This is a genomic window from Parahaliea maris (genome assembly GCF_008064665.1).
Lineage (GTDB): Bacteria > Pseudomonadota > Gammaproteobacteria > Pseudomonadales > Halieaceae > Parahaliea > Parahaliea maris.
This window is the reverse complement of the sequence record NZ_VRZA01000005.1, coordinates 55,645-82,297: the sequence shown is the minus strand read 5'-3', so window position 1 is coordinate 82,297 and position 26,653 is coordinate 55,645. Positions and strand designations below refer to the sequence as shown.

At 58.6% G+C, this 26,653-nt stretch carries 22 protein-coding genes and 1 pseudogene; 15 read left to right on the top strand and 8 right to left on the bottom strand.

Annotated features, from left to right (window positions below; translation table 11 throughout):
• Positions 1–38 precede the first annotated feature (38 nt).
• The 9 genes from FV139_RS14285 (at position 39) to FV139_RS21070 (ending at position 10,628) form a co-directional block, all read left to right on the top strand.
• Positions 39–827, top strand: coding sequence for an SDR family NAD(P)-dependent oxidoreductase (locus tag FV139_RS14285; protein ID WP_148069140.1), 789 nt, complete (start codon positions 39–41; stop codon positions 825–827).
• Between the two features lie 78 nt (positions 828–905).
• Positions 906–1,691: a glucosaminidase domain-containing protein gene (locus FV139_RS14280; protein ID WP_148069139.1), complete on the top strand. Its 786-nt coding sequence runs from the start codon at positions 906–908 to the stop codon at positions 1,689–1,691.
• A 3-nt stretch (positions 1,692–1,694) separates the two neighbouring features.
• Complete coding sequence (locus FV139_RS14275; protein WP_148069138.1) at positions 1,695–2,756, top strand: polysaccharide deacetylase family protein; 1,062 nt, start codon at positions 1,695–1,697, stop codon at positions 2,754–2,756.
• Positions 2,757–2,895: 139 nt separating this feature from the next.
• Positions 2,896–4,029, top strand: a complete 1,134-nt coding sequence (locus FV139_RS14270; RefSeq protein ID WP_148069137.1) for a helix-turn-helix transcriptional regulator — start codon at positions 2,896–2,898, stop codon at positions 4,027–4,029.
• 188 nt (positions 4,030–4,217) lie between these two features.
• Positions 4,218–5,468, top strand: coding sequence for a serine hydrolase domain-containing protein (locus FV139_RS14265; RefSeq protein ID WP_148069136.1), 1,251 nt, complete (start codon positions 4,218–4,220; stop codon positions 5,466–5,468).
• A 62-nt stretch (positions 5,469–5,530) separates the two neighbouring features.
• A complete protein-coding gene (locus tag FV139_RS14260; protein WP_148069135.1) occupies positions 5,531–7,720 on the top strand; it encodes a TonB-dependent receptor in 2,190 nt (729 codons plus the stop codon).
• 22 nt (positions 7,721–7,742) lie between these two features.
• Positions 7,743–9,470 carry an amidohydrolase gene (locus FV139_RS14255; RefSeq protein ID WP_235898677.1) on the top strand — a complete coding sequence of 576 codons (1,728 nt, stop codon included), beginning with the start codon at positions 7,743–7,745 and terminating at the stop codon, positions 9,468–9,470.
• 17 nt (positions 9,471–9,487) lie between these two features.
• A complete protein-coding gene (locus FV139_RS14250; protein ID WP_148069133.1) occupies positions 9,488–10,078 on the top strand; it encodes a DUF3237 family protein in 591 nt (196 codons plus the stop codon).
• A 208-nt stretch (positions 10,079–10,286) separates the two neighbouring features.
• A complete protein-coding gene (locus tag FV139_RS21070; RefSeq protein WP_187276551.1) occupies positions 10,287–10,628 on the top strand; it encodes a hypothetical protein in 342 nt (113 codons plus the stop codon).
• Here the strand turns inward: FV139_RS21070 and FV139_RS14240 are convergent.
• Positions 10,625–10,816, bottom strand: a complete 192-nt coding sequence (locus FV139_RS14240; RefSeq protein WP_148069131.1) for a hypothetical protein — start codon at positions 10,814–10,816, stop codon at positions 10,625–10,627. The two genes, FV139_RS21070 and FV139_RS14240, sit on opposite strands and share 4 nt — an antisense overlap.
• 672 nt (positions 10,817–11,488) lie before the next feature.
• On the opposite strand from FV139_RS14240, the pseudogene FV139_RS14235 reads away from it, so the two are divergent.
• Positions 11,489–11,821, top strand: a pseudogene (locus FV139_RS14235) (DMT family transporter).
• Between the two features lie 57 nt (positions 11,822–11,878).
• On the opposite strand, the gene folK reads toward FV139_RS14235, so the two are convergent.
• The 4 genes from folK to FV139_RS14215 form a co-directional block, all read right to left on the bottom strand.
• Positions 11,879–12,412, bottom strand: a complete 534-nt coding sequence (gene folK / locus FV139_RS14230; RefSeq protein WP_148069130.1) for a 2-amino-4-hydroxy-6-hydroxymethyldihydropteridine diphosphokinase — start codon at positions 12,410–12,412, stop codon at positions 11,879–11,881.
• A gap of 98 nt (positions 12,413–12,510) precedes the next feature.
• Positions 12,511–12,906: a hypothetical protein gene (locus FV139_RS14225; RefSeq protein ID WP_148069129.1), complete on the bottom strand. Its 396-nt coding sequence runs from the start codon at positions 12,904–12,906 to the stop codon at positions 12,511–12,513.
• Positions 12,907–12,952: 46 nt separating this feature from the next.
• Entirely contained in the window at positions 12,953–14,182 is a 1,230-nt protein-coding gene (locus FV139_RS14220; protein WP_148069128.1) for a CaiB/BaiF CoA transferase family protein, read from the bottom strand.
• A 50-nt stretch (positions 14,183–14,232) separates the two neighbouring features.
• Positions 14,233–15,696, bottom strand: coding sequence for an NAD-dependent succinate-semialdehyde dehydrogenase (locus tag FV139_RS14215; protein WP_213004132.1), 1,464 nt, complete (start codon positions 15,694–15,696; stop codon positions 14,233–14,235).
• Between the two features lie 465 nt (positions 15,697–16,161).
• Between FV139_RS14215 and purU the strand changes: the two genes are divergently transcribed.
• The 5 genes from purU to FV139_RS14190 all read left to right on the top strand — a co-directional run bounded on the left by purU (position 16,162) and on the right by FV139_RS14190 (position 23,821).
• A complete protein-coding gene (purU, locus tag FV139_RS14210; protein ID WP_148069127.1) occupies positions 16,162–17,019 on the top strand; it encodes a formyltetrahydrofolate deformylase in 858 nt (285 codons plus the stop codon).
• A gap of 190 nt (positions 17,020–17,209) precedes the next feature.
• On the top strand, positions 17,210–17,983 hold the full coding sequence (locus FV139_RS14205; protein ID WP_148069126.1) for an SDR family NAD(P)-dependent oxidoreductase: 774 nt from the start codon (positions 17,210–17,212) through the stop codon (positions 17,981–17,983).
• A gap of 216 nt (positions 17,984–18,199) precedes the next feature.
• Positions 18,200–19,651: a cytosine permease gene (locus tag FV139_RS14200; RefSeq protein WP_187276549.1), complete on the top strand. Its 1,452-nt coding sequence runs from the start codon at positions 18,200–18,202 to the stop codon at positions 19,649–19,651.
• Positions 19,652–19,729: 78 nt separating this feature from the next.
• Positions 19,730–21,310 (top strand): carboxylesterase/lipase family protein, encoded by a 1,581-nt coding sequence (locus FV139_RS14195; RefSeq protein WP_187276548.1) that lies wholly within the window; start codon positions 19,730–19,732, stop codon positions 21,308–21,310.
• A gap of 195 nt (positions 21,311–21,505) precedes the next feature.
• Positions 21,506–23,821 carry a glycoside hydrolase family 3 N-terminal domain-containing protein gene (locus tag FV139_RS14190; RefSeq protein WP_213004131.1) on the top strand — a complete coding sequence of 772 codons (2,316 nt, stop codon included), beginning with the start codon at positions 21,506–21,508 and terminating at the stop codon, positions 23,819–23,821.
• 500 nt (positions 23,822–24,321) lie between these two features.
• On the opposite strand, the gene FV139_RS14185 is transcribed toward FV139_RS14190, so the two are convergent.
• From FV139_RS14185 to FV139_RS14175, 3 genes are read right to left on the bottom strand one after another with little or no spacing between them, the layout of a single operon-like run.
• Positions 24,322–25,131: a glutathione S-transferase family protein gene (locus tag FV139_RS14185; protein ID WP_187276547.1), complete on the bottom strand. Its 810-nt coding sequence runs from the start codon at positions 25,129–25,131 to the stop codon at positions 24,322–24,324.
• A gap of 16 nt (positions 25,132–25,147) precedes the next feature.
• A complete protein-coding gene (locus FV139_RS14180) occupies positions 25,148–26,281 on the bottom strand; it encodes an FAD-dependent oxidoreductase (RefSeq protein WP_148069122.1) in 1,134 nt (377 codons plus the stop codon).
• A complete protein-coding gene (locus tag FV139_RS14175) occupies positions 26,278–26,652 on the bottom strand; it encodes a Rieske (2Fe-2S) protein (protein ID WP_187276546.1) in 375 nt (124 codons plus the stop codon). Before FV139_RS14175 ends, FV139_RS14180 begins: the two co-directional genes overlap by 4 nt.
• Position 26,653 lies beyond the last annotated feature (1 nt).

The window sequence follows — 26,653 nt, the reverse complement described above, 5'->3', positions numbered from 1 at the left end:
CAGAAAAACTCTAATAACGCGTCTGCCTGGAGCTCACCATGCCCACCTGTCTCATTACCGGTGCTTCCTCGGGAATAGGAGAAGCACTCGCCCGGCAATTTGCCGCGGGCAACCAGGACCTGGTGCTGGTCGCCCGCAGCGCCGACAAACTGCGCGACCTGGCCGGGAGCCTCGCTGCCGAGTACGGGGTAAAGGTGCAGGTGGAACGGGTTGATTTGGCCGCGCGGGGTGCCGCCGGCAAGCTCGCGGCCAAACTGGATGGCAAGGGTGTGGCTGTCGACATCCTGGTCAATTGCGCAGGCATCCTCGAGCACGGGTTATTCGTGGATCTGGAGCCCGCCGAGCATCAGCAGATCATCGACCTGAATATTGGCAGCCTCACCGCCATGCTCGACGCGTTTCTGCCGGCGATGGTGGCGCGGGGCAGCGGCCGGGTGCTGAATGTGGCCTCGATTACCGCCTTCCAGCCCATGCCCAGGCTGGCGGTCTATGCCGCGAGTAAAGCCTATGTGCTGTCGTTGTCTGAATCCCTCGCCGAGGAATTGCGGGGCACCGGTGTGACCGTCAGCGCACTGTGCCCGGGGGTAACCGCCACCAATATGGTCAGCAAGGCCCAGCAGAAGAGCGGGGGCCTGAATTTTCCGCGGTTCCTGATCGGTGAGGTGGAGATGGTTGCCCGGGAAGGCTACAGCGCCTGCATGAAGGGCGAGGCCATTTGCGTACCGGGGCTGAGCAATCTGGCGGCTGCGATGGCGGGGCGCGTCACACCCAAGTGGCTGGTACGGCGGATTACCGGGCTGGTGGGGCGCCATACCACCAGCAGTTGAGGGAGCCGCCGTGCAGTGATCCGCAAGCCCGTGCTAGCATGACAGGCATGGTGTTAACGTACGCTCGAAGGTGTGCTCTTGAAATTTTCTGAAACTCTCTCGACCTGGTCGAAAGCGCGACGCTGGGGAGCGGCGGTGGTACTGCTGCTCGTCGCTGCGCTGCTGTTTGTGGTCTCTGGCCAGACCCGCTTTCCCGATCTGCCAGACCTGGCAGCCATTGAAGACACCGCCACCCGCAAGCAGGCCTTTTACGACTACCTGTTGCCCATCGTGCACTACCACAACGACCTGATCCAGGAAGACCGGCAGCGCCTGGCAACGGTGGTCGACAAGGCGGGTCAGGGCGAGGAACCCGGTTGGCTGGAGCAGCGCTGGCTTGGCAACCTCAGCGCGGAGTACGAGGTCGAGTATTCGGGGGACAACCTTCCCGAGGTGCTTACCGTCCTGCAGCGTCGGGTGGACACCATACCGCCCGAGCTTGCCATGGCCCAGGCCGCGGTGGAATCCGGCTGGGGGCGCTCGCGGTTCGCCGTCGAGGCCAACAACCTGTTTGGCCAGCGTTGCTACGAGGAGGGTTGTGGCCTTGCGCCGCAGGGGCGTAAATCCGCCCGCTTCGAGGTGCGTGAGTTCCCCAGCATCTCGGAAGCCATTCGCCGCTACATGAACAACCTCAATACCCACGAAGAATATCGAGGGTTCCGTGATATCCGCGCCCAACTGCGCCAGAAAGATGAGGAGCCGCGCGGTGAAGTCCTGGTCAAGGGGCTAAGCGGCTATTCCACCCGGGGCGAGGAATACATCAGCCAGCTCAGCGGCATGATGCGCCGCAACCGGTCACTGCTGGAGAAGGCGGGTGAGGCATAAGCCATGATCCGTGCGGCGCTGGCGCTACTGCTGTGCTGGGGGGTAGCGGCCGGCGCCAACGCCGCAGACCACGGTGTTATCCTGATTTACCATCGCGTTACCGAAGACGGGCCGGCGTCCACCCGCGTCAGCCCCACCCGGTTCCGCGAGCATCTGGACTGGCTGGACAGTCACGGTTTTAGCGTCCTTCCCCTGTCGCGCCTGCTGGATGATCTGTACGAGCTGGGCGAGACCCGGGAAAACGCGGTTGCCATCACCTTTGACGACGCCTACGCCTCGGTGTACCAGGCGGCCTTCCCGCTGCTGCGGGAGCGCGACATGCCCTTTTCGGTGTTTGTTGCTACCGATGCTGTCGATAAAGGCTACAGCCACTTCATGAACTGGGAACAACTGGCCGAGATGCAGGCCAGCGGGTTGGTGGAGATCGGGCCGCACTCGCTGAGTCATGCGCACCTGGAACAGCGCAAGCCCGGCGAAACCGGGAGCGACTGGCGTCAGCGCGTCTCCGCGGAGATAAAGGAGAGTGCCGAGCGCCTTGCCGCGAAACTTCCTGAGCCGCCGATACCTGTGTTCGCCTATCCCTTCGGCGAGTACAGCGCCGCCACCCTGGAACTGGTGGCCGAGGCCGGCATGCGCGGCCTTGCCCAGCAATCGGGTGCCTTTGGCCCGGCGGTACCGGCCCGGCGCATTCCGCGGTTTGCCATGGCCACGGGTTACGATGCCCTGGACCGGCTCGCGACGGCGGTGCGCTCCCGTCCCCTGCCCGTCGAGCGCGAACAGGCGCAGCCCTTCTTCCTGCAGGCCGGGCAGGAGCACCCCGGTAGCCTCACACTCACTCTCCAGCAGGGCGCGGTGGCGCCGGGAGCGGTGAATTGTTTCTCCTCCTCGGGTGGGGCGCTGGAGACTGCGGCCCAGGGGAGCGAACTCACGGTGACGCTGCCGCCATTTACCGCCGGCCGCAACAAGGTCAACTGCACCGCAGGCACCGGCACGGCGGGGGAGTTTTACTGGTACTCGCGGATCTGGACCGTGGCCGATGGCGAAGGGCAGTGGCTGAACGAGTGAGGCCAGGCGTGCACCAGAAGAGACGGGTTTCCGTCGATCCCGGGGGTGTTATAGTGTGTCCCACAGACAGTGGTGACCATTCACAGAACTGAACATATCGGCCTGCAGCCCATGTGCTGTAGCGACGCCAGGCAACCCCATGACGACTAGCTTTATCGAACGGCTCCTGCCCGACTTTTATCGCTGCGCGGAACAGCCCGGCAACTGGCAGCTTGTGCTCGACCAGGTGCGGGATGAACTGCAGGTCGGCAGTGTGGTGGTGCAGAAATTCCGGGTCGACGGCAACCGGCTGCAGCAGCAATGGGTGCTGCGTGACTCCCATTCCATGGAGCACGCCGAGTCCCACGATTGCCTGGTGAACAATGAAGAGAACCCTCGGCTGCAGCTGGACGAGTCCAGGCTGCCTCTGCAGGACGTGGCGGTGATCCAGGGCGACCAGGGCTTTGGCCGCATGAGGCAGGCTGAATTTCGCGCCCTGGACGAACGACTGGCGCTGCTGGGCCTGGCCCGCCCGATCATCCTCGGGATCCGCTACAGCAATGACAGCAGTCTCAGCATGCTGCTGCATCCACGCTGTGACGGCAGCCAGACCGTGGACAACCGCCACGGGCAGTTCCTGCAGCAGCTCGCCCCGCATCTCAAACAGTCTGTCTCCCTTTACGAAAAGCTGAGCCAGTTACAACAGACCAACGACACCCTCAGCCAATGCCTCGACCGCTGCAATGCCGGTGTGGCGGTGCTGGGTGCCTCGGGCGAAGTGCGCTGGCTGAACGGCAGCGCACGGGAGGTGTTGCAGCGCAGCCGCCACCTCTCGCTTGCCAACGGCCGACTGCGTTGTGCCGACCCGGATGACGCGAACAGGCTGGCGGAACTGGTGGCCGCTGCCGCCAGTGGCGAATCCGCTGGAGAACGCTTTGTAGGCGCGGTGGGGCCGGGATGGGACCGGCCGGTTCAGTTGCTCGCAGTGCCAGTGCTCGCTGCTTCCGGGCCCTGCGTTGCCCTCTACCTTTCCGACGACGCCCTGCGCAGCGAACTCTCTCCCGAGGAAGTTGTTCAACTCTACGGCCTGACTCCCGCGGAGGCCCGCCTGGCGATTGCCCTGTGCGAGGGAGCAACCGTGAACGAGTACGCCGAGGGGCGTGGCGTCGCGGTCGGTACGGTGCGCATCCAGTTGAAAAGTATTTTTTCCAAGCTCGGACTCAATCGTCAGCCGGAACTGGTTCGGCTGATCGGCTCCTCCATCACCACGCGGACCCGCTCCTTCTCGAGCTGACACAGCGCCCCCCCTGGCGCTTACTCCTGGCCCTCCCGGCCCCGATCAGGCTTTTTCATCGGCCATATCTCAAATTGGATATGACCGGTGAATAGACCGCTGCGTACCATCGCTCCTGCAATTTGAGTCACCCGCCCGCAAGGCGTAGCCCGGCACGCGTGTCGGCAAGAGCAGGAGTACGCAACATCATGAAAACAACACTTTACCGTCCAGCTGTGCGCTTTGCTGCCGGATGCCTGGCATTCGGCCTGCTGGCGGCCGCAGCCCGGGGGCAAAATGCCGTTGCTCCCCAGGTTGCCGCGGTAGGCCCGGCTTCCAGCGTGCCCATGGCGGTACAGAACCTGCGCTGGCATATGAACGATGCCGAGATTAACGCATTGACCTTCCGCAGCATGCACTCGCTGTTTACCACGCGAGCGGTGACGCGCTCCGGCAGTGTGTTGCGATTGCCCCGGGAAGATCACGACCTGAACTTCAACTACACCTTCGAGGGCGAAGAATACACGGCGGATGAGGTGCTCGACCGCACCTACACCAATGCGATGCTGATCATGAAAGACGGCGTGGTGGTGTATGAGAACTACCTGAACAACAGCGAAGCACAGACGCACTTCATGGGCTGGTCGATGACCAAATCGCTGGTGTCCATTCTGGTGGGCGCCGCGCATGAAGCGGGGCTGATCAAATCCCTGGACGACGACATTACCCGCTATCTACCGGAATTGAGCGAGGGCGCCTACAAAGGGGTCAGCGTGCGCCAGGTACTGCAGATGCGCTCCGGCGTGGACTACGAAGAAAACTATGACTTCTCTGCGCCCGGTCTGGCGGCGCGCAACCACATCATGGCCCTGGTCAAGAACGTGTCGCGCTTTGTGGACCCGGCCAGAACCATCAAGCGCGCCCACGCGCCCGGCGAAGTCTTCGCCTACAAGACCATCGACACCGCCGTGCTGGGCCTGTTGCTGGAACGGGTCACCGGTATGTATCTCGCCGATTACATGCAGACCACCCTGTGGGAGCCGATGGGAGCGGAGTCAGATGGCTTCTACATCATGGACGGTGCGCCGGGAGTGGGGCGCGAATTCAGCGGCGCCGGATTCAATGCCGTGCTCCGGGACTTTGCCCGCATCGGTCTGATGATGCTCAACGAGGGGCAGGTCAACGGCCACCAGGTGATTTCACCCGCCTGGGTAGCGGAGTCCACCCGGCCCGCCGGCGACGAGAAAGCGCCCCTCGATTATGGCTACCAGTGGTGGACGGTCTCCAACACCGAGGCGTACTCCGCGATCGGGCTGCAGGGCCAGTACATCTTCGTCGATCCCGAGAGCCGCACCGTCATTGTCAAGCTCAGCTACTTCCCCCCCAACGATCCAGAGGAAACAGCGTCGCGGGAAACCTTCAGTTTCTTTGAGGCCGCCGCTCGCTGGCGTCCGGAGTAAGCGGGTGAAAGCCCGAGCGGACCTACCTGATTCCTGAACAATAACGCCGACGAGGATACGTCATGATGAAGAAAACGAGGCTGTTTACCGTATTGGCCAGTGCCGGGGCAACACTTGCGTCGGCCCCGGCGACCACCCTGGCACAAACAGCGCCTGCCGGCGCGATGCTGGAAGAGGTGCTGGTGACCGCCCAGCGCCGGGAGCAGAACCTGCTCGACCTGCCGCTGTCGGCCACGGCCCTGAGCGGAGAGGCCCTGAAAAACCGGGGGGTGACCCGCATCATGGACCTGCAGACCGCGACGCCCTCACTGTCCCTGACCGACACCGGGCCGACGCTCACGGCCAATATCCGCGGTATTGGCATCGCCACCAACACGCCCAATATCACCCCGGGGGTGGCGGTGTATGTCGATGGCCTGTTCCAGCCGCCGATCGTGCAGTCGAGCAGTTTCTATGACATCGCCTCGGTGGAAGTACTGCGGGGACCCCAGGGGACCTTCGTAGGTAACAACGCCACCGGCGGCGCCATCTTCATCAACTCGAAAGACCCGGTACTGGAGGAGTTCGGCGGCTACGCCGAACTGGAAGCCGGAAATTTCAGCCGCTGGGGCCTGGAGGCAGGGCTCAATGTGCCGGTCAGTGACAACCTGGCCCTGCGTTTGGCCGGCTTCACCACCGACCGTGACAGCTACTACGACGACATCGGCCCCTTCGACAACGAGGCAGGCAAGCTCGAGGAATACAGTGCCCGGTTGGGCGTACTGTGGAGTAGCGGCGCGTTCGAAGCCCTGCTCAAGGCCCAGGTCAATCACCGCGATACCGGCGGCTACCCGGCCCAGCCTGTGCCCGGCACCAGCTATGCGCCGTTCCGCACCGGCGATGCCTTCACCCTGGAGTACGACACGCCGGTGTCCTACGAGGACGAGGGGGAGATGGTCAGCCTCAAGCTGGACTGGGAGATCGCCGGCGGCATTACCCTGCGTTCACTCAGTGGCTACCAGGACAAGACCATCGACAACGAAGCCGACGTGGACGCCAGCTCCGCCCCGATCCAGGCCAACGGTGATATCAGCGAGCTTTACCACGCCAACGAAAAGCAGTGGAGCCAGGAGTTCAACATTATCTCCCCCACCGAGGGCCGGTTCGACTGGATCGTGGGCGCCTATTACCAGGAAAACGAAATCCGGGTGCCGATCACCGATACCCAGGCCGGCTTTATCACCGACATTTTTGGCGGCAATGACCGCAAGGTGACTGGCCTGTTTGCCCAAGCCAACTACCGCCTGCTGGAGTCGCTGGAAGTCGAGGCCGGTATCCGCCGCTCCACCTACGACGTCGAGGGCTTTGGCGGGATTTTCATCGGTCGCGGCATACCGGTGTTCCCTCCCGGTGGGCTGCAGGTCGCCGACCTGTCAGGCGACTATGACGACAGCCAGACCACGGGCAAGGTCGCCCTCAACTGGTATCTCGGTGACTCGCTGATCTACGGCCTGGTCTCTACCGGCTACAAACCCGGCGGTTTCAATTCGGCGACCTCCCAGTTCGACAAGGAAGAGGTGATCAATTACGAGGCGGGCTGGAAGTTCAGCCTGATGGATGACCGGGTTCGCACCCAGCTGTCGGCCTTCTACACCGACTACTCCGACTTCCAGTACGCAGTGCTGGAGCCCAGTACCGGGGTGGAGGGATCGGAAAACCTGGCGGATATGACCATCCAGGGCATGGAAGCCCAGGTGCAGGCGCGCTTTGGCGGCCTGACCATCAGCGCGACGGCGGGTTACATCGATTCCGATATCGGCGGCCAGCGCTTCGTCAACGTGCGTGCGCTACCGGGGACCAACCTCGGGCCCCAGTGCCCACCCGGCCAGCCTTCGGCGCCGCCGCAGTGCTTTGACTACTCGCTCTTTGTGGTGGAGACCGACGGTGGTAACGCGCTGTTCGCGCCGGAGTGGACCTACAACCTGGCGCTGGCCTATGACCTCAACCTGCCCGGGGGCATGCTGCTGACACCGCGTCTGCAGTACTCCCACGTGGATGAGCAGTTCACCTACCTCGCCTACTCACCGGTGTCGGATGTACTCGATGCGCGGGACCTGCTCAACGCCTCGCTGACCCTGGCCGGCGAGCGCTGGACGGCGGAGATCTACGGCACCAACCTCACCGACGAGGAGTATGTCAGCGGCCAGTTCCTCACCACCGAATTCTACGGGGCGCCCCGTGAGTACGGTGTGCGCGTCGGCTTCCGGTTCTGAGGCTGTAGTGGGCGTGAAACCGATGGCGGGAAGGTGGCTGGTATGGCGTGCTGGCGCCCGGTGGCTCGCGGGCGCGACCACGCTGGCGCTGGCAGGGTTTGCCCAGGGGGCGGCACCGGTGGCCGACACCGTGCTGCTCAATGGGAAGGTGTACACCGCTGAGCAGGCACAGCCCTGGGCCGACAGTGTCGCCATCAAGGACGGCCGCTTTGTCCTGGTGGGCGAGCGCGAGGCGGCGCAGCAGTGGATTGGCAGTGGAACGGTGGTGCGGGACCTCGGTGGCGCCACGGTGCTGCCGGGGCTGATCGATGGTCACAGCCATCCCGGCATTCTTTCCCTGTTCGCCTCAACCACGCTGGCGGTAGCGCCAGATTCCGACCCCGAGAGCCTGCTCGACTGGTTGGGCGATTACGCCGCGGAAAATCCCGATATCCCCTTTATCGTCGCCGGCTTCTGGCGCACCGGGGATTTTGGTGTACAGGGCCCCGACAAGGCCCTGCTCGACCGGGTGGTGCCCCATCGACCGCTGGCCCTGCTGGATGACTCCGGACACAGCATGTGGCTAAACAGCCGGGCGCTGGCCGCGCTGGGGGTGGATGCGAATACGCCGGACCCCGCGCCGGGCCTGGCGTTCTACCAGCGGGATGAACAGGGCGAGCCGACGGGGTGGGTGAAGGAGTTCGCCACTGCCCCGGTGCAGGAACGGGTACTGCGGCCGCAGGACACGCAGTTGTTCAAGGAACATCTCGCCGATTTTCTGTACTACCTCTCCAGCCAGGGCGTGACCGGTCTCTACGACGGCGGCAATCTCTGGTTGCATGACACGGTGTACAAGGCGTTGGCGGAACTCGACGGGGAAGGGCGCCTGCCCCTGAAGTACGAGGGCACGGTGCACGTGCACCTGCCCCACCAGATCGATAGCGCGGTTGACGAGCTTAAACGCCTGCGCCGTCGCTATGGCAGCGAACGCCTGCGCTTCAACACCATCAAGATCCATTTCGATGGCGTCCATGAGATTCGCACCTCCGCGGTGCTGGATGACTTTGCCGACGAGCCCGGCAACCGCGGTAATACCCTGGTCAGCCAGCAGCGGCTCACCGAATTCATTCGCGAACTGCACCGGGAGAAAATCGACCTGCACCTGCACGTGGTGGGCGACCGGGCCACGCGCATAGCACTCGATGCCTACGAGGCCGCCGGCGCGCAGGGCTGGGACTATCCGCGCCTTACCCTGTGTCACCTTGAACTGGTCGACGATGCCGACATCCCGCGCTTCGCTGAACTCGGCGTTATCGCCAACTTCACCCCCCACTGGTTTGGTGACCTGTTCCAGGGGGGCGCGCAGACCCTGGGCGAGCGCAATAACCACAAGATGCGGGCCCGCAGTTTTGACGATGCCGGCGCGACAGTGACCTTCTCCAGTGACGTGGTAGTGCCCTTCGAGCGCGAACGGGCCAACCCCTTTCTCGGCATGCAGACAGGCCTGACCCGTCAGGAACCGGCCCTGGGGCGGGAGGGGCCGGTAATGGCGCCGGCTCACGAGCGCCTGAGTCTGGACCAGCTGCTGCAAGGTTACACCCTTAACGGCGCCTACCAGTTCCGGCAGCCGGAGCGGGTCGGTTCGATCGCCGTCGGCAAAGACGCCGACCTCGTCATTCTGGCGGACGACCTGTTCGCCATGGACCCCTATCGTATCGCCGACACCCGGGTGGTCGGCACCATGGTAGACGGCCAATTCATCACCCGTTAACAGACAGGAAGACAACGATGGACCACGAGATCACACGCCGCGATACCGTGCTCGGCCTGGCCGGCGTTCTGGGTGGGATGAGCCTGGGCAGCGCAGGGGCGAGGGCCGCCGACTGGACGCCGAAGCCGCCCTTTGTCGGCCGCCAACTCAATGCCGAACTGGTGTTGCAGATTAACGTCAAACTGGGGCCTATCGAGGACATGGGCGCAGGTGCAGACGGTCACCGGATCAACTACCCCATTGTCGGGGGCTACTTCAGTGGGCGCGGCCTCAAAGGCGAGGTGATTCCCGGCGGGGCGGATATGTCCGTGCGTCGCAACGACGGAGTCACCCTGATAGAGGCGCTGTACCGGCTGAAGACCGATGATGAGCAGGTGCTGATCATCGATAACGCGGGCATCTTCCGTCCCAATGCCGTGGGCCGGAAAAAACTGGCCGCTGGCGAGGAACTGCTCGAGCGCGACTATTACTGCCTGACCAGTCCAAAGTTCAAAACACCCCCCGGCAAGTACAACTGGCTCACCGAGCACATCTTCGTCGGCACGATAGACGATGTCAGTGAGCAGGAAGTGTTAATCGGTTGCTACCTGATGACGCAGGTGGGATAGCGCTGGGGCCTGGATCGCCCCCCCGCCAGTCGATAGCTACAGAGGTGCCGAGACTACTCGATCTCCATTACCGACAGAGCCTTGCTGAAGCGCAGCGTCACGAACCCGGTGTCATAGGTCGAATTCCTCGCCCACCCAGTAGTTGCCGTCGGTGTCGCGGGCAATGGACTCCACGTCGAAATCGAAACTCCTTAACAGGCGGCCGCTGATGATGGCCGCGTCGGTGGGATGCCTGAATCGACGTGGGAGCCACGGCTACCTTGGGGTACTTGGTAAAGTCAGTCTCAATGACCAAGTCCACGCCATTGCCATCGTTGAGGTAACCCTGCGGGTCGGAGAATGCGGTGAAGCCGTTGTTGGTGACGTTCCCCGGATTGGTCGTGCCGTCGCCCTCGGTCTTGAACTCCGGGCTGATTTTGTAGAAGCCGATCACATAATCCAGCGAATTGTTCTTGGAACCGAAGCCGTTGTCTGGCACGGCCTTGTGGCGGGTCAATCAATAAAAAGAAAAACCCAAATAAAACGATCGGGGTTTTCGAACGAAACCTAGCTGTATTCCTGGTCGCGGGGCGGGAACACCACCAGGTCACCCGAGATCGAGGTCCCCATCGTGATCTTGAAGTTCAAACCCTCGCCCTTCTCGCGAGGAAACGCTACACCGACTTTGGTGTAACTGGTTTTCATTTCACCGCCAGATTCAAACGGCTCCTGTACTAACACATTCAGGTGTTTCGGCATGGTTACTCTCCTTACCTTGATGAATCCCATGCAGGCTTCGTCCCCAAGGGGTCGAAACCCGGATGGGGAGGATGCAGGTCGCCCTGCGACTTAATGCGACTGTGAGCCGCGACTAAGTGAATTCAGGATACGGCGGGGGCGGGAAAGAGCAATGTTAATGTTTCTGAAGGGGTTCGAATTGGAAAGCAAGAATGAACATCTCAGCGGGAATTAAGTGTTGAAGATGCGGGGGATACTAACCGGCTAATAATCAAACCATCAGCTGATCGATATTTCGTATAGTGGAGACTGCTACTGGTCCTTGTGGGACGTAATTGCGTCTTTTGGGTTGTAGTAAAGTAGGTCGCCAAGGATGATCCTGGCCTCGACCCTGTCGCCGACGGGCTGTTGAGTCGCTTCTCGTTGAGGACGTAATGCCTGCGTTTACCAATCGGCAACGGTAACGGTAACGAAAGCGCTATAACCGACCTCAGACGTGAATACATCTTCGATCAATACTGATGCCCACGACCGTCAAGGGGTTTTCTATACGTGTCAGCATTGCAGCAGTAGTGGAGCATACTTAAGTCGAATGATGGCGGATTCGATACTAACGGGTTGGAATGAATAAGATTGCTAATCGTATTCGCTGACCGATTTTACTATGGCGCAATAGGCCCATAGGAGGTTGTCGTGAAACATTGGATATACCTGGCGCTAGCCATCACTTTTGAAGTTGTTGCTACTTCAAGCCTGAAATCCAGCGAGGGTTTTACCCGGCTCGTACCATCGGTCATTGTTATTGTTGGCTATGGGGCCGCATTCTAGTTTCTATCCCTTACCTTGAAGTCGATTCCCGTTGGGATTGCTTATGCGGTTTGGTCCGGGCTTGGGATCGTTCTAGTATCCGTTGTCGCGTGGCTGTTACACGGGCAAAAACTTGATGCCTGGGGTGCGTTGGGTATGGCGTTGATAATTTGTGGGATCGCCGTGCTTAATTTACTTTCAAAGTCCAGTACTCATTAGGCCGCTATAAAATCCCCAGTTGTCGACGCCCCTACGCTTATCCCGCGCAAAGATCGATCACCCGTCAAAGAGCGCAATACGTTGATTGCCCAACTCAAATGAATCCCATAATTCCTTATACGTTTTTTTAGTTCGTGGATGCTTACCTCCGGGTAATAGCTCTGCCAGCGGGGCGAGGACGTGAGCGTTATAAAGTATCTCGGGCCTGGGTAGGATGACAGTATCGAATGTTCCAATAGTGTTCCCATAAAGCAAAATGTCGGCATCGAATCGACGAGAGCTGTTTGGCGACGCGGGAAAGGGGCGGCCCAGTGAAAATTCAATTAGCCGCAAGGAACGGTACAAGTCCGCGAGGGGCAATTGTGTTTCTATCCTGGCCACCAGATTCAGGAATGGATCACCGTCAAAACCGACCGAATTTGACTTATAGATTGACGAACATTCAAGCTGCCCAAACGCTTCTTTCAAGCGATTGATGCCGAGGAAAAGGGACTCAGTCGGCTCAATGTTACTGCCCAGTCCCAAGTAGACCTGCACTGGACTGGAATCAGGCGAAGTTTTAGAAAGAACTTTTGCAGCATGCGAGGTCATAATGAGTCACCTACTTCGCGTCATGCATTTGCTATCTAACGTAGATTGCTTCGTGCAATGCTTTAGTCATTGCCAGCATGTCTCTACCTGGCCTGAGACTAGTAAGACCCGACCGTGTACATTTCCGCCTTGACGCGCCACCCCTGCTCGTATCGAACCCATGCATACACGATTCTCAGGTATTCGGTCTGTACAGAAGGATCTTTACAGGTGATCGATAGATCGACCAACGAGGTGACGGCGTCACTACCGACGATGAGCGGATCCACGAGAGTGAAAATCAGCTCGGGCTCTGGGCCCCAACTTTGAACGAGTTCTGTGAAGTCAGGGAGAAATGCTTCGATGCTGCGGATCGCGCCTGGCCATCCCTCACCGACTACTAACATATCGGGCATGTACAGTAGTTTCGCGATGTCCTCCACATTGACACCAGAATGGACCGCTCGTGCCACCGCATCCAGTGTCTCCTGAATTTCGACCCGAATTTCGCTCATATTCTATTCCTCGTCACATTCTTGTCGCGGGCTCTGTTAAGAGAGATCAAACCGCTCCTGAAGCTTTGAGCGACTCAATCTGGTCATCGGTATACCCCAGGATGTCTTTGAGCACCATGTCGGTATGCTCGCCCAGGGTGGGTGGCGCCTCATAGCGATCCAGTGGGGTTTCGGAAAATTGAATGGGGTTGGAAATGAGTGGCAGATCCGCTGATTCGGGGTGCTTAACCGATTTCAGCATGCCTCGGCTGAGGATCTGCTCGTCTCTGAAGACTTCGTCCAGTTCATTTACGGGGCCGCTTGGGATGTCGGCCTTCTCCAGGGCATCCAGCCAGTAGGCCTTGGTATTGCTCATGAACTTCTCCTCAAGCAGAGGAGTAAGCAGTTCACGGTTTTCGATTCGACTGGTCGGTGCAGCAAAGCGTTCGTCATTCGCCAGTTGCGGCTCGCCAATCGCATCACAAAAGCGGAGCCACTGTGTATTGTTACCGACGGTGAGTACGAGTTGACCATCGGAGCAGTGGAATGCCTGGGAGGGCGAACCACCGCCGCCCACATTACCACGGCGCGGTGATATTTTGCCTGAGATCAGGTACTGCATTCCGCGGTGGCTGAGAGTGGCAACCATGGAGTCGAGGAGGGCAATGTCAATGTACTGCCCCTTGCCCTCTGGCGAACGATCGCGATGGGAAAGGGCTGCCAATACCGCGGTTACTCCATAGTGACTGGTCAGAATATCAACAATGCTCAGCCCGCTACGGGTTGGCCCACCACCAGGGAGGTTATCCGGCGCTCCAGAGACGGCCATATGACCGCCTGCGGCCTGGAAGATCGCATCATAACCGGGTCGATGAGCCATACGGCCGGTCTGGCCATAGCCGGTGATTGAGAGGTAGACCAGCCGCGGATTCAATTTGGATAGCGAATCGTAGTCCAACCCGAATTTGGCGAGGGTACCGACCCGGAAGTTCTCAATCACGACATCCGACTGCTTCGCAATCGCCCTGACAACCTCCTGCCCGGACTCGGAACCAAGGTTAACCGTCAGAGATCGTTTGTTTCTATTGGCCGAAAGGTAGAAACCCGACTCCCGGGTTCTCGCTCCGGCTGTATCATGGAGAAAGGGAGGGCCGTAGGAACGCGAGTCATCGCCGTCTCCTGGCTTCTCGATTTTAATCACCTCCGCACCCAGATCTCCAAGCATTTGTGCGACAAGGGGGCCAGCTAACACCCGGCTCAAATCGAGAACTCGTATTCCTTCCAGTGGCAAAGTCATCTAAACATCTCCCATCTTATGCAATCTTGCTATATCAATATCGTGTGGCTTTACCCTACGAAGCGGGTGATCATTTTTTCGGTCAGAAAGTTGCGGATCGCGAAGGTGCCTCCCTCAGTGCCGTACCCGGAATCTTTCACGCCACTGAAGGGGGCTTCAATGTTCGATGAAAAAATACGGTTCACGGCGACCATTCCGGCCTGAATGTTCTCGGTAAGGAAGGCTTCTGTCTGGATGGAATTGGTAAAGATGTAAGAGGCGAGCCCGAAAGGTAACCGGTTCGCCTCAACAAGCGCTTCTTCAACGGTATCGAAAGGCCGGATCAGCGCCACTGGGCCGAATGGCTCTTCGTTCATGGCCCGCGCCTCGGTAGGTACATTCGAAAGCACGGTGGGCATGAAGAAACAGCCTGTTCGCTCCAGGCGTTGACCTCCACACTTCAGAGTTGCGCCAACTTCAATGGCATCCGCGACGAGTGCTTCCATTGATTCGATGCGACGCTGGCTGGCCAATGGACCCATATCCGCTTCCGGGTTGTCACCTGCATCAATTTTGAGCGCGACGGCGCGTTCGCGGAATCGCGAGACAAAGTCGTCATAGATCTTTCGGGCTACGAGGAACCGTGTTGGCGAAAGACAAACCTGACCAGCATTCAGGAATTTCATTTTCACCAGTTGTTCCACGGCGAGGTCCAGGTCGGCATCTTCACAGACGATTACCGGTGCGTGACCACCCAGCTCCATGACGACGGGTTTCATGTAGCGACCAGCGAGACTCGCTACGGTTTTGCCGACTGCGACCGAGCCCGTTAACGTGACGCACCTAATTGAGTCGTGTGCGACCAGGTAGTTGGATATCTCTGCCGGGTTGCCATACAGCAGGCCAACTGAGCCGCTCGGAAGCCCCGCGTCCGCGAAACATTTCATCATTCCAGCGCAGGCACCCGGGGCCTCTTCAGGCCCCTTGAGAATGATGGAGCAGCCAGCGGCCAGCGCCGCGGCCACTTTCTTGACCGCTTGTGACACTGGGAAATTCCAGGGTGTAAAGGCCGCAACCGGGCCAATCGGTTCCAGCCGTGTCAAGGTGTGCGTGTCTGTCGTTCTCCCGGGAATGACCTGGCCAAAGCAGCGCTTGCCTTCCTCGGCGAACCACTCAATGACATCAGCGGCCCCGGAAACCTCGTGCTTGGCCTGGGCAAATGGCTTGCCCTGCTCGGCACTCAGATCAGCCGCGATATCGCCTGCACGCTCGCGTAGCAAAGTGGCGGCCTTGCCAAGTATGGTTGCGCGCTGAAATGGCGGAATATTACGCCAGGCGTTGAAGCCTTCCTCGGCTGCGGCAACAGCATTCGCCAAATCTCGCTCTGAGGCGACGGCGACATGGCCACACGGCGAGTTTGTGGCAGGATCGATAATTGTGAGTCGATTCCCTTCACTACCGGATACCCACTCACCATTAATAAGAAGGCGCACATCCAGCATTTCTACTGATACTTGTGACTCCGTCATCTCCATTTCTACCTCATCTAACATTGGATTTGGTGGGCGGTGGCGAATTTCAGAACCCACGGACGAGCGGTTCTGCGATATCGACTCAAGATTGATTAGGACATTAGTCCTAGATGGGAAATTCTAGCGGTTCGCCCGGCTTTGTCAACAGGTTTCAGGCAGACTTCGTCCTGCTGCCCTAAAGAGTCAGCAGGGCGGCACATGACCAGCGGGTCGAACAATATTGCTGCAAGGGTATTGTCATCCGCCTGGATCAGGGGTAGTGTATAGGACATCTGTACTAGATGGCGTACTAAGAACGCTTTAGCTTTGGGCCTCGGAGCGTCTGGAGAAAGCAATCGGCGCCGAAGGAAAGCCTGCGCTGCTTCGGGCTGGTTTTCTTGCCTGGTTACGGTGGCGCTCAGGGTGAGCGGTAAGTGGCACGTCTCGAATTGATTTAACGTTCAGTAGGAATACGCCGGGTAATGAACAATGACTGATACATATATTTTGACACTGCAGTGTCCCGATCAGCCGGGATTGGTCGCCGAAGTTGCCAGTTGCATCACTGAGTACACCGGCAATATCCTTGAGGCTCATAACTTTAATGATCGAGACGCAAAGCGCTTTTTTATGCGTATTGAGTTCGATCTGGCAGAGGCAAGCGCCTGTGCAAAATTCAAAGACGCCTTTACCGTGCTGGCAGACACCAAGGGTATGGACTGGGCACTGAGGGACAAGAGACAAGCCAGAAAAGTCCTGCTACTCGTCAGTAAGTTTGATCATTGTCTCTCCGATCTTCTGTACCGGAATCGAATTGGTGAACTCGACATGGATGTAGTGGGCGTGATCAGCAATCATCCTGCCGAATCCATTGGGACTACCTCTCTGAAGCATTTTCCCTTCTGGCACTTCCCGATTACCAAGGAGACGAAGCCGCAGCAGGAGGCTCAGATCAAGCAGGTGGTAGAGGAGACCGGGGCAGAACTGGTTGTACTTGCCCGCTATATGCAGATCCTCTCCGATGACATGTCAAGCTATCTGGAAGGACGTTGCATCAACATCCACCATTCGTTCCTTCCCGGCTTCAAAGGTGCCCAGCCGTACCATCAGGCTCATGCGCGTGGGGTAAAAATGATCGGTGCCACAGCACACTACGTCACCGCTGATCTTGATGAGGGACCGATCATTCACCAGGATGTGGAAACGGTCTCTCACGCCGACACGCCTCAGGATATGGTCAGAAAAGGACGTGATATTGAGCGGCAAGTGCTCGCCGAAGCAGTCCGTCTGCATCTCGAGGACCGGGTGCTGCTGGATGGGCAGAAAACCATTGTATTCCGCAGCTAGATAGGGCCCGGACGCAGTTTTATCCGGGGTATGTAGGGGCCGCTCAAGCTCTCCTTACCTGCCCGGCTTGCCCAGAACTAACGTTTGTAGATAAGCGGTAGTAAGAATGCACTATCCAGATTGTTGCCCTTGCCATCTGCGGGGCGTGAGGGTAGCAAACAAAGATAACCAGATTAGGGAGAGATAAGCCGTGACAACTGAACGAACTGAGAGGGTCATTGTTTCAGGGGCAACTTCAGGCATTGGCAGGGCGATCGCCATACGTTTGGCCTCTCGAGCCGCGGTGGTCGGCGTAATGGGGCGCAGAGAAGAGGCCGCCAGGGAGGTTGCTGCCCAGGTAGAGGAACTCGGCTGCAAAGCTGAAGTTCTTCAGGCCGATGTCTCGCAGCCGTCAGCGGTAGAGGATGCGATTGGGGCCTTCGTAGCAAAGTATGGGGGCATCGATACGGTTGTTTCCTCTGCCGGCATTGCTCTGACAGGTCTGGTGAATGATTTTGGTCTCGACGCCTGGGACCAGATGATTTCCACAAACCTGAGTGGGACGTTTTACCTGGCCAAGTACACCCTGCCAGAACTGATCAAGACCCGCGGTACTTTCACCGCGATCAGTTCCGATGCAGGCACCCAGGGTGCCCAGGAGTTTGCTGCCTACTGTGCCACCAAGCACGGGGTGAATGGTCTCATCAAGGCAATGGCACTGGACTATGGTGCCAGTGGTGTACGCTGCAATGCGGTTTGCCCCGGCTTTGTCGAGACACCGATGGCAGACCAGCTCCTCGATGGTATGAGCACTGAGGAAGTGGACTACTACAAGAAAAGTGTTCCACTGGGTCGATTTGCGCGCCCTGAAGAAGTGGCAAATGTCGTTGCACACCTGAGTTCTACAGAAGCCGCATACTCCCACGGAATGATTTACGCACTCGACGGTGGGGCCACCTCCGGGTACTACTCTGCGCCCGCCTGAGTAGGAGCTGGCAATGGACACAAAGGTAGCTGTGGGTGAGATAGCCGCTCCATCTGGAGACGCCTTGGATAAGGAATTGGCGAAAAGGCTTACACTGTTACGTGATATAACGCCAGACGAGGACTGCGCAGCCGGAAGTCGTCCAATTCTACTTGCTGCGTTGTGGTGGACTTTGACAGGGTTTGCGGTCTGGTTGGCTGGGGTGCTGGTACTGACGTGAAATCAGAAGACTTAGACCACGCGGTTCTTGACGGACGTTTGCCGATCCTTCCGCAGGAGCGGGTATTTGCGACCGCCAGGAGCTTCACTACCACCTGTATCACCTTTGGTGCCGCCATATGGGTGTTTCTCGTCGGAAGCCTGTTACCTTCTGTGGGAAACGTCAAGCTCGGCATCGTCGGTTACACGAGTGGTTTGATCATCGGGTTTGTGCCCTGTGTACTCGCCAGCGGTGTGCCCTCCTTCCGGTTTGGTATCGATACAGTTGATGCCAGTAAATCGGTGTTTGGTGTCAGGGGCGCATTCCTGCCCATGATCGGCATCCTGTGCACTTCGCTGGCCTGGAGCACCATTATTATGGCGATGGTCGCTCAGGGAGTGACCAAGCTCGTTTACGGCGACGGGAGTGGCGAGGGTGCCATGCTGACTGTTGCTGTCGCCCTTGTCGTTGTGGTGCTTTGCTGGTTGCTGGTGCGCAAGGGGCTAACCTTCATACAGCAGGTCAATAATGTTGCAGGGCCGGCGCTCATTGCCCTGGCGACACTGAGCCTGGCCCTGCTGCTGTGGCGTTTTGGCTGGGATTCGCTGTGGACGAACAAAGAGCCTGAGGCAGGCGTGTATACCACGGATCCGTTGAAGTCACTGGCGTACGCGCTCGAATTCGGGATAGCGACATCGTTGGCTTGGTGGCCCTATCTGGGCGGCATGTTTCGAGCTGTGAAGCATCGACGTCATGTCATGACGCCGTCGATGATTGGTTTGACCCTTGTGGGCGGTGCCTACTGCTCGAGCGTGGCGGCACTTGCCGCATCGGCTTTCTCCACTTCCGATCCGCTGGCGTGGATTACCTTGCTGGGTGGGCCGGTGCTGGGTACGGGCATCGTTATCCTCATTCTTTTTGCCAATATTGCCATCATGGGTATGCTCATCTACTTCGCGGGCGTCTCAGTCCAGCAACTGCGGCCGCTGGCACATATACCCTGGAGTGTATTGCTGGCCATCCTGCTGGTGCCGGTGGCTCTTGCAGCCTTCAGTACCTCATGGGTACTGACGCAGGTGGCTACGGTGACCGTGTATGTCGGTATGCAGTTTGTCTCCATTACCGCGATCGGTATTACCGACTATTACTTGCTCAGAGGCCAGCATATCGATGCCGAGCATCTGTTCGCCCGCTTGCCGGGCGGCCGATACTGGTTCTGGGGCGGGATAAACTGGGTTGCCGTGCTCGTGGTAGCGCTGGGAAGTGCAACGTATATCTGGATATACAATCCAGTGACCCTGGAAACAGCGGATGTTTTCCGCTACCTGGGTGCAAGCATCCCCGTGATGTTGGGTTGTGCGGTGTTGTATTACCTGCTGATGCGTCTTATTGCCCGAGCAGGAGTGGGAAGCTATCCGTTCGCCCGCGACAGGAAAACAGTAAGCGGTATTACCGAGGTTGGGCTTTAGATCCATATGTTGACCAGAAGAAGACTTGTATCCAGTGGCGTGGGTCTCTCATTGGCCTCCCTGGGTGCGTCTCCTGCGATGCTGGCAGCATCTTTGCAGCAAAAGCCGGCGTTGACGGGAGAATCCCTGCTCGTCGAGACATCTGAAGGTGTGCTGCGGGGCGTACAGACTGAGGCCCTCAATGTCTTTAAAGGCATCCGTTACGGGGAGGCTACGTCTGGACACTATCGCTTTCGTCGGCCCCAACCCGTTCAACCGTGGGTCGGCACGCGTGATGCCCTGAGCCTGGGAAGCCCTGCGCCACAGGATAGCCGCGATCTGGATGCATGGCAGGACCCGCTTCTCCCGGGCAGTGAAGACTGCCTGTTTCTGAACCTGTGGGCGCCTCGCGGCCGGAGTGAGGCGCTACCGGTGATGATATTTATACACGGTGGGGCATACCACACAGGTTCTGGCGGCGTGCCGCTCTACGACTGTGCGGCTCTGGCGGAGGGCGCCGGCGCTGTCGTCCTTAATCTGAATCATCGCCTGAATCTGTTTGGCTATCTGTACCTGGGCGGCATCGGGAATGACTACGATGCTAACGTGGGTCAGCTCGATATTATCGAGGCATTGCGCTGGGTGCAGCGTAACATTGCGGCCTTTGGTGGCGACCCGGCCAATGTCACCCTGTTTGGTGAGTCCGGTGGCGGGCTGAAAATCAGTACGCTGCTCGGTATGCCCGAGGCAAAGGGATTGTTTTCCAAGGCGATCGTGCAGAGTGGCTCGCAAACACGAGTCCGATCTCCTGAGGCTGCTTCCCGGGAAGCAATGCTGGTGCTCAACGAACTCGCTATATCCCCCCGCGATGTCGACAAGATTGCTGAGGTTGATACTTCAACCCTGATCTCTGTGGCGCAGAAGGTGACCAGCCAGACCTGGAGCTATGAACTGAATAGCATGCCGTTCTCGCCGGTGCTTGATGCGACGACTGTTCCCTATCAACTCGACACGAGAGCGTCACGGGAAATCTGGTCGCACGTTCCCCTATTGGTGGGGACGAATGAAGCGGAGGCAGCACTTTACTACTACCCACAGACGTCCCTGCCGGCACTACCCGACGATCGCGCGCTTCATCTCGAACTTGCAAATATCTGCCCCTGGCTCACTCCCGGGGAGCGTGACCTGCTGGTGCAGGCATTTCGCAAGTACAGTCCATCGGCCTCTCGAGAAGAAGTATTGATAGGTTCGGGATCCCTGGCGTGGTTCTGGAAGGGGGCGCTTAAGCAAGCGGAACTCAAAGCGCAGATGGATGCAGCGCCAGTCTACACCTATCTTTTCGGCTGGCGTGATCCCGTGTTGGGTGGACAATGGGCGACTCACGCGACGGAACTCGTATTCCTCTTCGATCATCTGGACATGAACGATATCTGGGATGACACAGATATCTCCGGTAATCGGGCCAAGGGGGATCCGTCGGGACACCGCTTTGAGCTCAGAGATGCCATTATATCGAGCTGGGGAGCATTTGCCGCAACCGGCAATCCATCGAGTAAGTTGACACCGTCCTGGCCGGTTTATACGCAACAGAGTCGATCGACCATGCGCATTGATACTCAATGGACTGTTGTCGATGAGCCGTATGGTCCGCACCTGCGTCGTCTGGTACAAGACTTATAAAGGAGTTTCGAAGGGGCCTTGGCCGAAGGCTGGGTCTTCCTGAGCCTTAATGGGCAACGAGGCATCTGATGCGTTCGGCTGCCTGGAGGAGGGTGCCAAACGCCTCCGATCTGCGGCCAGCAGTGCCGGCAGAGCCGCCACAGCGTGCGTCGAGCCCTGGAATCGCAACTGTGAAAAGAATAAGAGGCGAACAACATGGATAAAAACATGCCTATCAGCCGCCGCAACTTCCTGCTCACGTCGGCAATCGTTAGCGTTGCTGCCTACGGCAAGGCTACCAGTGGGCGCTTGGGGCTGGAGAAAGATCCGTTTATTGAAGACCTGATTGTTCGCATGACGCTGGAAGAAAAGGCGGGGCAGCTGCACATGGAAAATGTGCTCACGCCGCGCATGATTCAGCCCAACTTTCAGAAAATCAATCCATTCACTCCGAATTTTACTCCGGAAGTCGCCGAAGGGCTGTTGAATGATCAGCTCGCTCGTATTCGCGCTGGCGCCATAGGTTTTATGACTTCACCGGAAGATATCGATTCCACAATTCTGGCGCAAAAGACAGCGGTGGAAGAAACCCGCCTGAAAATCCCCCTGCTGTTCGGTGCCGATATCATTCATGGTCACCAGACCGTTTTTCCAGTACCCATCGCCGAGGCGGCAAGCTTTGAACCGGAACTGGCTCGCCAGACCGCTCGAGCCTGCGCGCTGGAGGCGACGTCCAACCTGGGACTGGATATGACGTATGCGCCGATGGTTGATATTGCACGAGACCAGCGCTGGGGCCGCGTGGTGGAAGGTGCCGGAGAGGATGTACTTCTGGGTGCCCGATTCGCCGCGGCGAGAGTGAGCGGTTTCCAGGGCGAGTCTCGCGACGATCTTCACAGCCTGCTGGCCTGCGTCAAACACTTTGCCGCCTATGGAGCAGCGGAGTCAGGGCTCGACTATGCGGGTACAGCTATTTCAGAGCGGGTTCTGGCCGAGGTCTATTTGCCGCCCTTTAGCGCTGCCTTTGATGCCGGCGCTATTGTCACAATGGCGGCATTCAATACCATCGACGGCGAACCCAGCACAGGCAGTCACCACCTGCTGACAGAAATTTTACGCGGCCAACTGGGTTTTTCCGGCGCTGTGCTATCAGATTTTCAGAGTGAACTGGAATTGATAAAGCATGGCTTCGCAGCGGATGAAAAGGATGCCGCGCGACTTGCATTGAGTGCGGGCTGCGATATCGGTATGGCCAGTGGAATATTTCCACGTTATGTCCCGGAGCTGGTCAGGGCAGGGCAGCTGGATGAATCCGTACTGGATCAGGCTGTACGGCGAATTCTGCTTGTCAAAAGGGAAGCGGGCCTTTTTGATGATCCATTCCGGCGAATCAGCGAACAACGGGCCAGGTCACCGGCGCCCTCGTCACACCGCAAGCTTGCGCGTGAGGCGGCAACAAAGTCCGTGGTGATGTTAAAAAACGACGACAACCTTCTGCCCCTGCCAAGCTCAGGTAAGCGTATTGCCCTGATTGGTCCATTTGCTGCAGACCAGGAAAATCTCGACGGTCCCTGGTCACCTTTCGTACCCGAGAGACCTTCTGTTCCACTGGTCGACGGTATCCGTGGAATTATGCAGGAGCGGGCGAACCTTAACGTGGTCAAGGGCTGCGATATTGAAGCCTCGATTGCAGGTGGTATCGATGAGGCAGTAAATGCCGCCCGTGAGGCTGACGTAGTTATCCTGGCTCTGGGTGAATCTACTGACATGTCCGGAGAGTCCGCGTCGCGTACAGAAATTACAGTTCCGCCAGCACAACAGGATCTGGCCGAAGCGGTTTCCGCCACAGGCAAGCCAGTAGTTGTGGTGTTACGCAACGGTCGCGCTTTGGCCCTGGATGGTGCCGTACGTGATGCTCAGGCAATTCTGGTCGGCTGGTTTCTGGGCACTGAAACCGGGCCGGCGTTGGCCGACCTTATTTTTGGCAAAGTATCGCCCTCAGGACGACTCCCCATGACCTTTCCGCTGGCTTCCGGACAGCAACCCTTTTATTACGCACGCGAAAGTTCTGGCAGGCCACCGCAAGGGGACTCTACTACAAAGTTCACGTCCCACTTTTTGGATATACCCCAGGTACCCCTGTATGCGTTCGGTCACGGTTTGGGTTATGCAGAGGTGGAATATGGACCGACTCAGTGTAATGCATCGAACTTGAACCTCGCAGGTTCACTTGATGTCAGCGCAACTATCACCAACCAGAGTCGCCGTTGGTCCGCTGAAGAAGTCGTTCAGCTTTATATTCACGACCGCGTGGCAAGCCTGGTGCAACCGGTACGTAAAATGGTCGACTTCAAAAAAATTAAACTAGCACCCGGAAAAAGCGAGACAGTAACCTTTACGTTGACCGCCGCGAATCTGTCGTTTTTGAAGCGAGACTTACAACCAACTGTTGAGCCCGGCGAATTCGATGTCTGGATTGCGCCCTCTGCAGAGAAAGGCACACCGACCACGTTCAATCTAATCGGCGCGTAAATCACAAGCGTATTGTACGGGTAATGCACCAGATAGATCTCAAAGTGAAGCCCCAAAAGAGATAACCTATCAGTACTACAAGTGAAAATGGGGCGCCCTTTACAAACTTGGGCGCAGGTTTTCATCCCGACACTCCCGACCAATTTAGTGTAGGGGATATTAGCTACATACGGCTTCGCAGAGGATTAATTTACCAGGCAGTTTTAATGGATACCTGATCTCGAAGGCTCATTGGGTATGTCGCCTTGCAAGGGCTGGAAGAACACCTGTCGCTGGCAGCACTTTACGAAGCATTTATGTTTATCAAATAAGCGCATGGCTTGATTCACCACACCGATTGAATCTACCCAGTATCTTGACCAGAGCTATATTTTGCGTCAAAAGCGGCCTAATGAAATGTGAATGAAGTTCCCATATCAGGGATTCACCCCAATTTGTGGGTCATCTTTGGGTGCAAATCAACAGCGAATGGCACTACATCAATCAGGAGCCATCGCGACTCACGCTTCTGTCACCAGAGCGGCAAGGACACGCTGTACTTCCGGCGCGCTTTCCCTGCCGTGCCCGGCCATTAGCTGCAGATAGTCATTGTTGTTCCACTGCTGGATTGCAGTGCCGTAAGCGGGCAGGCCACGCATGCGCTCCAGCCAGTCGGCAATGGCCGGCCGGTCCCGCCACCAGAATGACAACTGCAGTTGATCGAGCCGGTCGATGTAGGGCACGTAACTGAAGTCCGCCAGGCTCAGCTGATCTCCCGCCAGCCATGCACGCTGCTGCAGCGCGTCGTCCATGTCCGCCAGCAGCTGGTTATAGCTGTACAAGGCGAGACTGAAGCGTTTGCTCGCGACGCCGTTGGGCAGTACGTCGCGCATAAAACCCGCTCTACCCGGGTCGGGTATCTGATCGATGAAACGCTCAATCTGCTCGGTGTCCGGATAGCGCTGCAGCAACTGGTGGCGGAACGCCACGCAGAAGCTGATGGCTGCGACATGTTCATGCAGACCGGCATCCAGGCGTATCAGCCAGCCGCGCATTTTTGCCCTGAGCGCTGCGTCCACCGGTCTCAGCGGATGTCCCTCTACCGTGTCCTCGAGGTACTCGATGATGGCGTTGGACTCGGTGATGACTGCACCGTCATCCACCAGGACCGGCACCAGGCCTTTGGCATTGATCTGCCGGAACGAGGGCTTGAACTGGTCTCCGGCGCGCAAATTCAGGTGGTGGCCCTGCCAGGGAATTCCCTTGTACTCGAGTACAAGGCGAACCTTCTGGGCACAGACCGACATATCGTTGTGGTACAGCTCCAGCATCATGTGCTCCGGCGACCTAGATCGGATCCCGCAGCGCCATCATGGAGTCGCGCATGATGCCGGCATGCTCGGCCTTGTCTCCACCCTGAATCTCGATCTCCCCGAGCCTGCCAGAGTTCTCCACCACCATACGGCAGCGCTCCCAGCGGCGTTCCTGGAAAGCAGTCAGGGCCTGTTCCAGGCTGTCTGCACGCACCAGTTCCTCCACCAGGACAATCGCGTCCTCAATACCGATGCACGCACCGGAGGCGAGATGGGGCGTGGTGGCGTGTACCGTGTCACCGATCAGGACCACGCGGCCACGATGCCAGGGCCCGGCCACCAACAGGCCGTCCAGCGGGCGATACAGCACCCTGGAGTCCGCGGTGATCTGGGCCGCCAGCGCCTGGACTTCGGGTGCCGGGAAGTTGTCGATCAGCAGTTGTCGCAGCATCCCCGGCAACTCATCCTCGGCGATTCGCTCGCGCGCCTCGCGATCTTCGGTCAGGAACAGATAGACCTGCTCCTTCGACATGGAGTTGATACCCGCCTTAAGGTGCTCACCGACCCACATGCGCGTGCAGTTCAGGCCCTCTGGCCGCGGCAGTACCGCGCGCCAGACACCCTGACCGGAATAGCTGGGCTCGGGCGCTTCCGGAAACAGCCACTTACGTGTTTTTGACTGCAGGCCATCGGCGGCGATGACCAGGTCGAAGTGATCACTGCTGCCATCGGTGAAGGTGACCAGAGCGCCCTGCTCGTCCTCCTCGATTGACTCATAACTCTGGCCCAGGCGGACATGGGTACCACTCTGTTCAACCACTCTGGACATGATGCGCGCGAGCACCGGGCGCATGATAGCGCCCTGGCCGGGTATCTCCGGATCGACAAAGCGCGGCATGGGAATCGTGGTAATCAGCTGCCCGGTAGGCGCCATGACTTCCAGCCCGTCGTTACCGGAACCCTGTTCGAGAAAGGCGTCCAGAATCCCGAGCTGACGGAAAGCGCGCAGGGTCGCGCCGCCGATACTGATACCGGCGCCATCGGCCTGCCAGTCCGGGTCAATTTCCACGAGGTGTGTTTCGATGCCCTGCTTGCGCAACTCGATGGCAGCCGACATGCCGGAAAAACCGCCGCCCACTATCAGTACTTTTTTAACGATGCCCGTCATTTCACTACTCCAACGCTGTTATTACTATTGAGGTCTGCCAGCACCTCTCCCTCGTCACTCAACTGCAGTGGAACAGGGATTAGGGACTCACCGAGGCAAGGCCCGGCCGTGCACAGGCCGGTGTCGATAGCAAATCGCGCACCGTGTGCTGAACAGATAATGTCTTTGCCACCAGCGTCCAGGTAGGCGTCCTTGCGCCAGGGCAGTGCAGTGCTGCCGTAGTGGGGACAGATATCCCGGTAGGCGACCAGGTCGCCGCCACGCCGCACGACAAATACGCTGTCCTGGCCCTCATCCAGCGGATCGAAGCCCCGGGCTTCGCCCTCCGCCAGCTCCTCCACCTGGCAGAGCCTCACCCAGTCGCGCCACATA

Excerpts from the sequence above, each read along its gene's own strand:
- FV139_RS14255 (WP_235898677.1), top strand. The coding sequence starts at position 7,743 with ATGGCGGGAAGGTGGCTGGTATGGCGTGCTGGCGCCCGGTGGCTCGCG.
- FV139_RS14180 (WP_148069122.1), bottom strand. The coding sequence starts at position 26,281 with ATGACGGGCATCGTTAAAAAAGTACTGATAGTGGGCGGCGGTTTTTCC.
- FV139_RS14220 (WP_148069128.1), bottom strand. The coding sequence starts at position 14,182 with ATGACTTTGCCACTGGAAGGAATACGAGTTCTCGATTTGAGCCGGGTG.
- FV139_RS14215 (WP_213004132.1), bottom strand. The coding sequence starts at position 15,696 with ATGGAGATGACGGAGTCACAAGTATCAGTAGAAATGCTGGATGTGCGC.
- folK (WP_148069130.1), bottom strand. The coding sequence starts at position 12,412 with ATGACCTCGCATGCTGCAAAAGTTCTTTCTAAAACTTCGCCTGATTCC.
- FV139_RS14175 (WP_187276546.1), bottom strand. The coding sequence starts at position 26,652 with ATGTGGCGCGACTGGGTGAGGCTCTGCCAGGTGGAGGAGCTGGCGGAG.
- purU (WP_148069127.1), top strand. The coding sequence starts at position 16,162 with ATGACTGATACATATATTTTGACACTGCAGTGTCCCGATCAGCCGGGA.
- FV139_RS14185 (WP_187276547.1), bottom strand. The coding sequence starts at position 25,131 with ATGCTGGAGCTGTACCACAACGATATGTCGGTCTGTGCCCAGAAGGTT.
- FV139_RS14190 (WP_213004131.1), top strand. The coding sequence starts at position 21,506 with ATGGATAAAAACATGCCTATCAGCCGCCGCAACTTCCTGCTCACGTCG.
- FV139_RS14240 (WP_148069131.1), bottom strand. The coding sequence starts at position 10,816 with ATGCCGAAACACCTGAATGTGTTAGTACAGGAGCCGTTTGAATCTGGC.
- FV139_RS14270 (WP_148069137.1), top strand. The coding sequence starts at position 2,896 with ATGACGACTAGCTTTATCGAACGGCTCCTGCCCGACTTTTATCGCTGC.
- FV139_RS14225 (WP_148069129.1), bottom strand. The coding sequence starts at position 12,906 with ATGAGCGAAATTCGGGTCGAAATTCAGGAGACACTGGATGCGGTGGCA.
- FV139_RS14275 (WP_148069138.1), top strand. The coding sequence starts at position 1,695 with ATGATCCGTGCGGCGCTGGCGCTACTGCTGTGCTGGGGGGTAGCGGCC.
- FV139_RS14250 (WP_148069133.1), top strand. The coding sequence starts at position 9,488 with ATGGACCACGAGATCACACGCCGCGATACCGTGCTCGGCCTGGCCGGC.
- FV139_RS21070 (WP_187276551.1), top strand. The coding sequence starts at position 10,287 with ATGATGGCCGCGTCGGTGGGATGCCTGAATCGACGTGGGAGCCACGGC.
- FV139_RS14265 (WP_148069136.1), top strand. The coding sequence starts at position 4,218 with ATGAAAACAACACTTTACCGTCCAGCTGTGCGCTTTGCTGCCGGATGC.
- FV139_RS14285 (WP_148069140.1), top strand. The coding sequence starts at position 39 with ATGCCCACCTGTCTCATTACCGGTGCTTCCTCGGGAATAGGAGAAGCA.
- FV139_RS14260 (WP_148069135.1), top strand. The coding sequence starts at position 5,531 with ATGATGAAGAAAACGAGGCTGTTTACCGTATTGGCCAGTGCCGGGGCA.
- FV139_RS14195 (WP_187276548.1), top strand. The coding sequence starts at position 19,730 with ATGCTGGCAGCATCTTTGCAGCAAAAGCCGGCGTTGACGGGAGAATCC.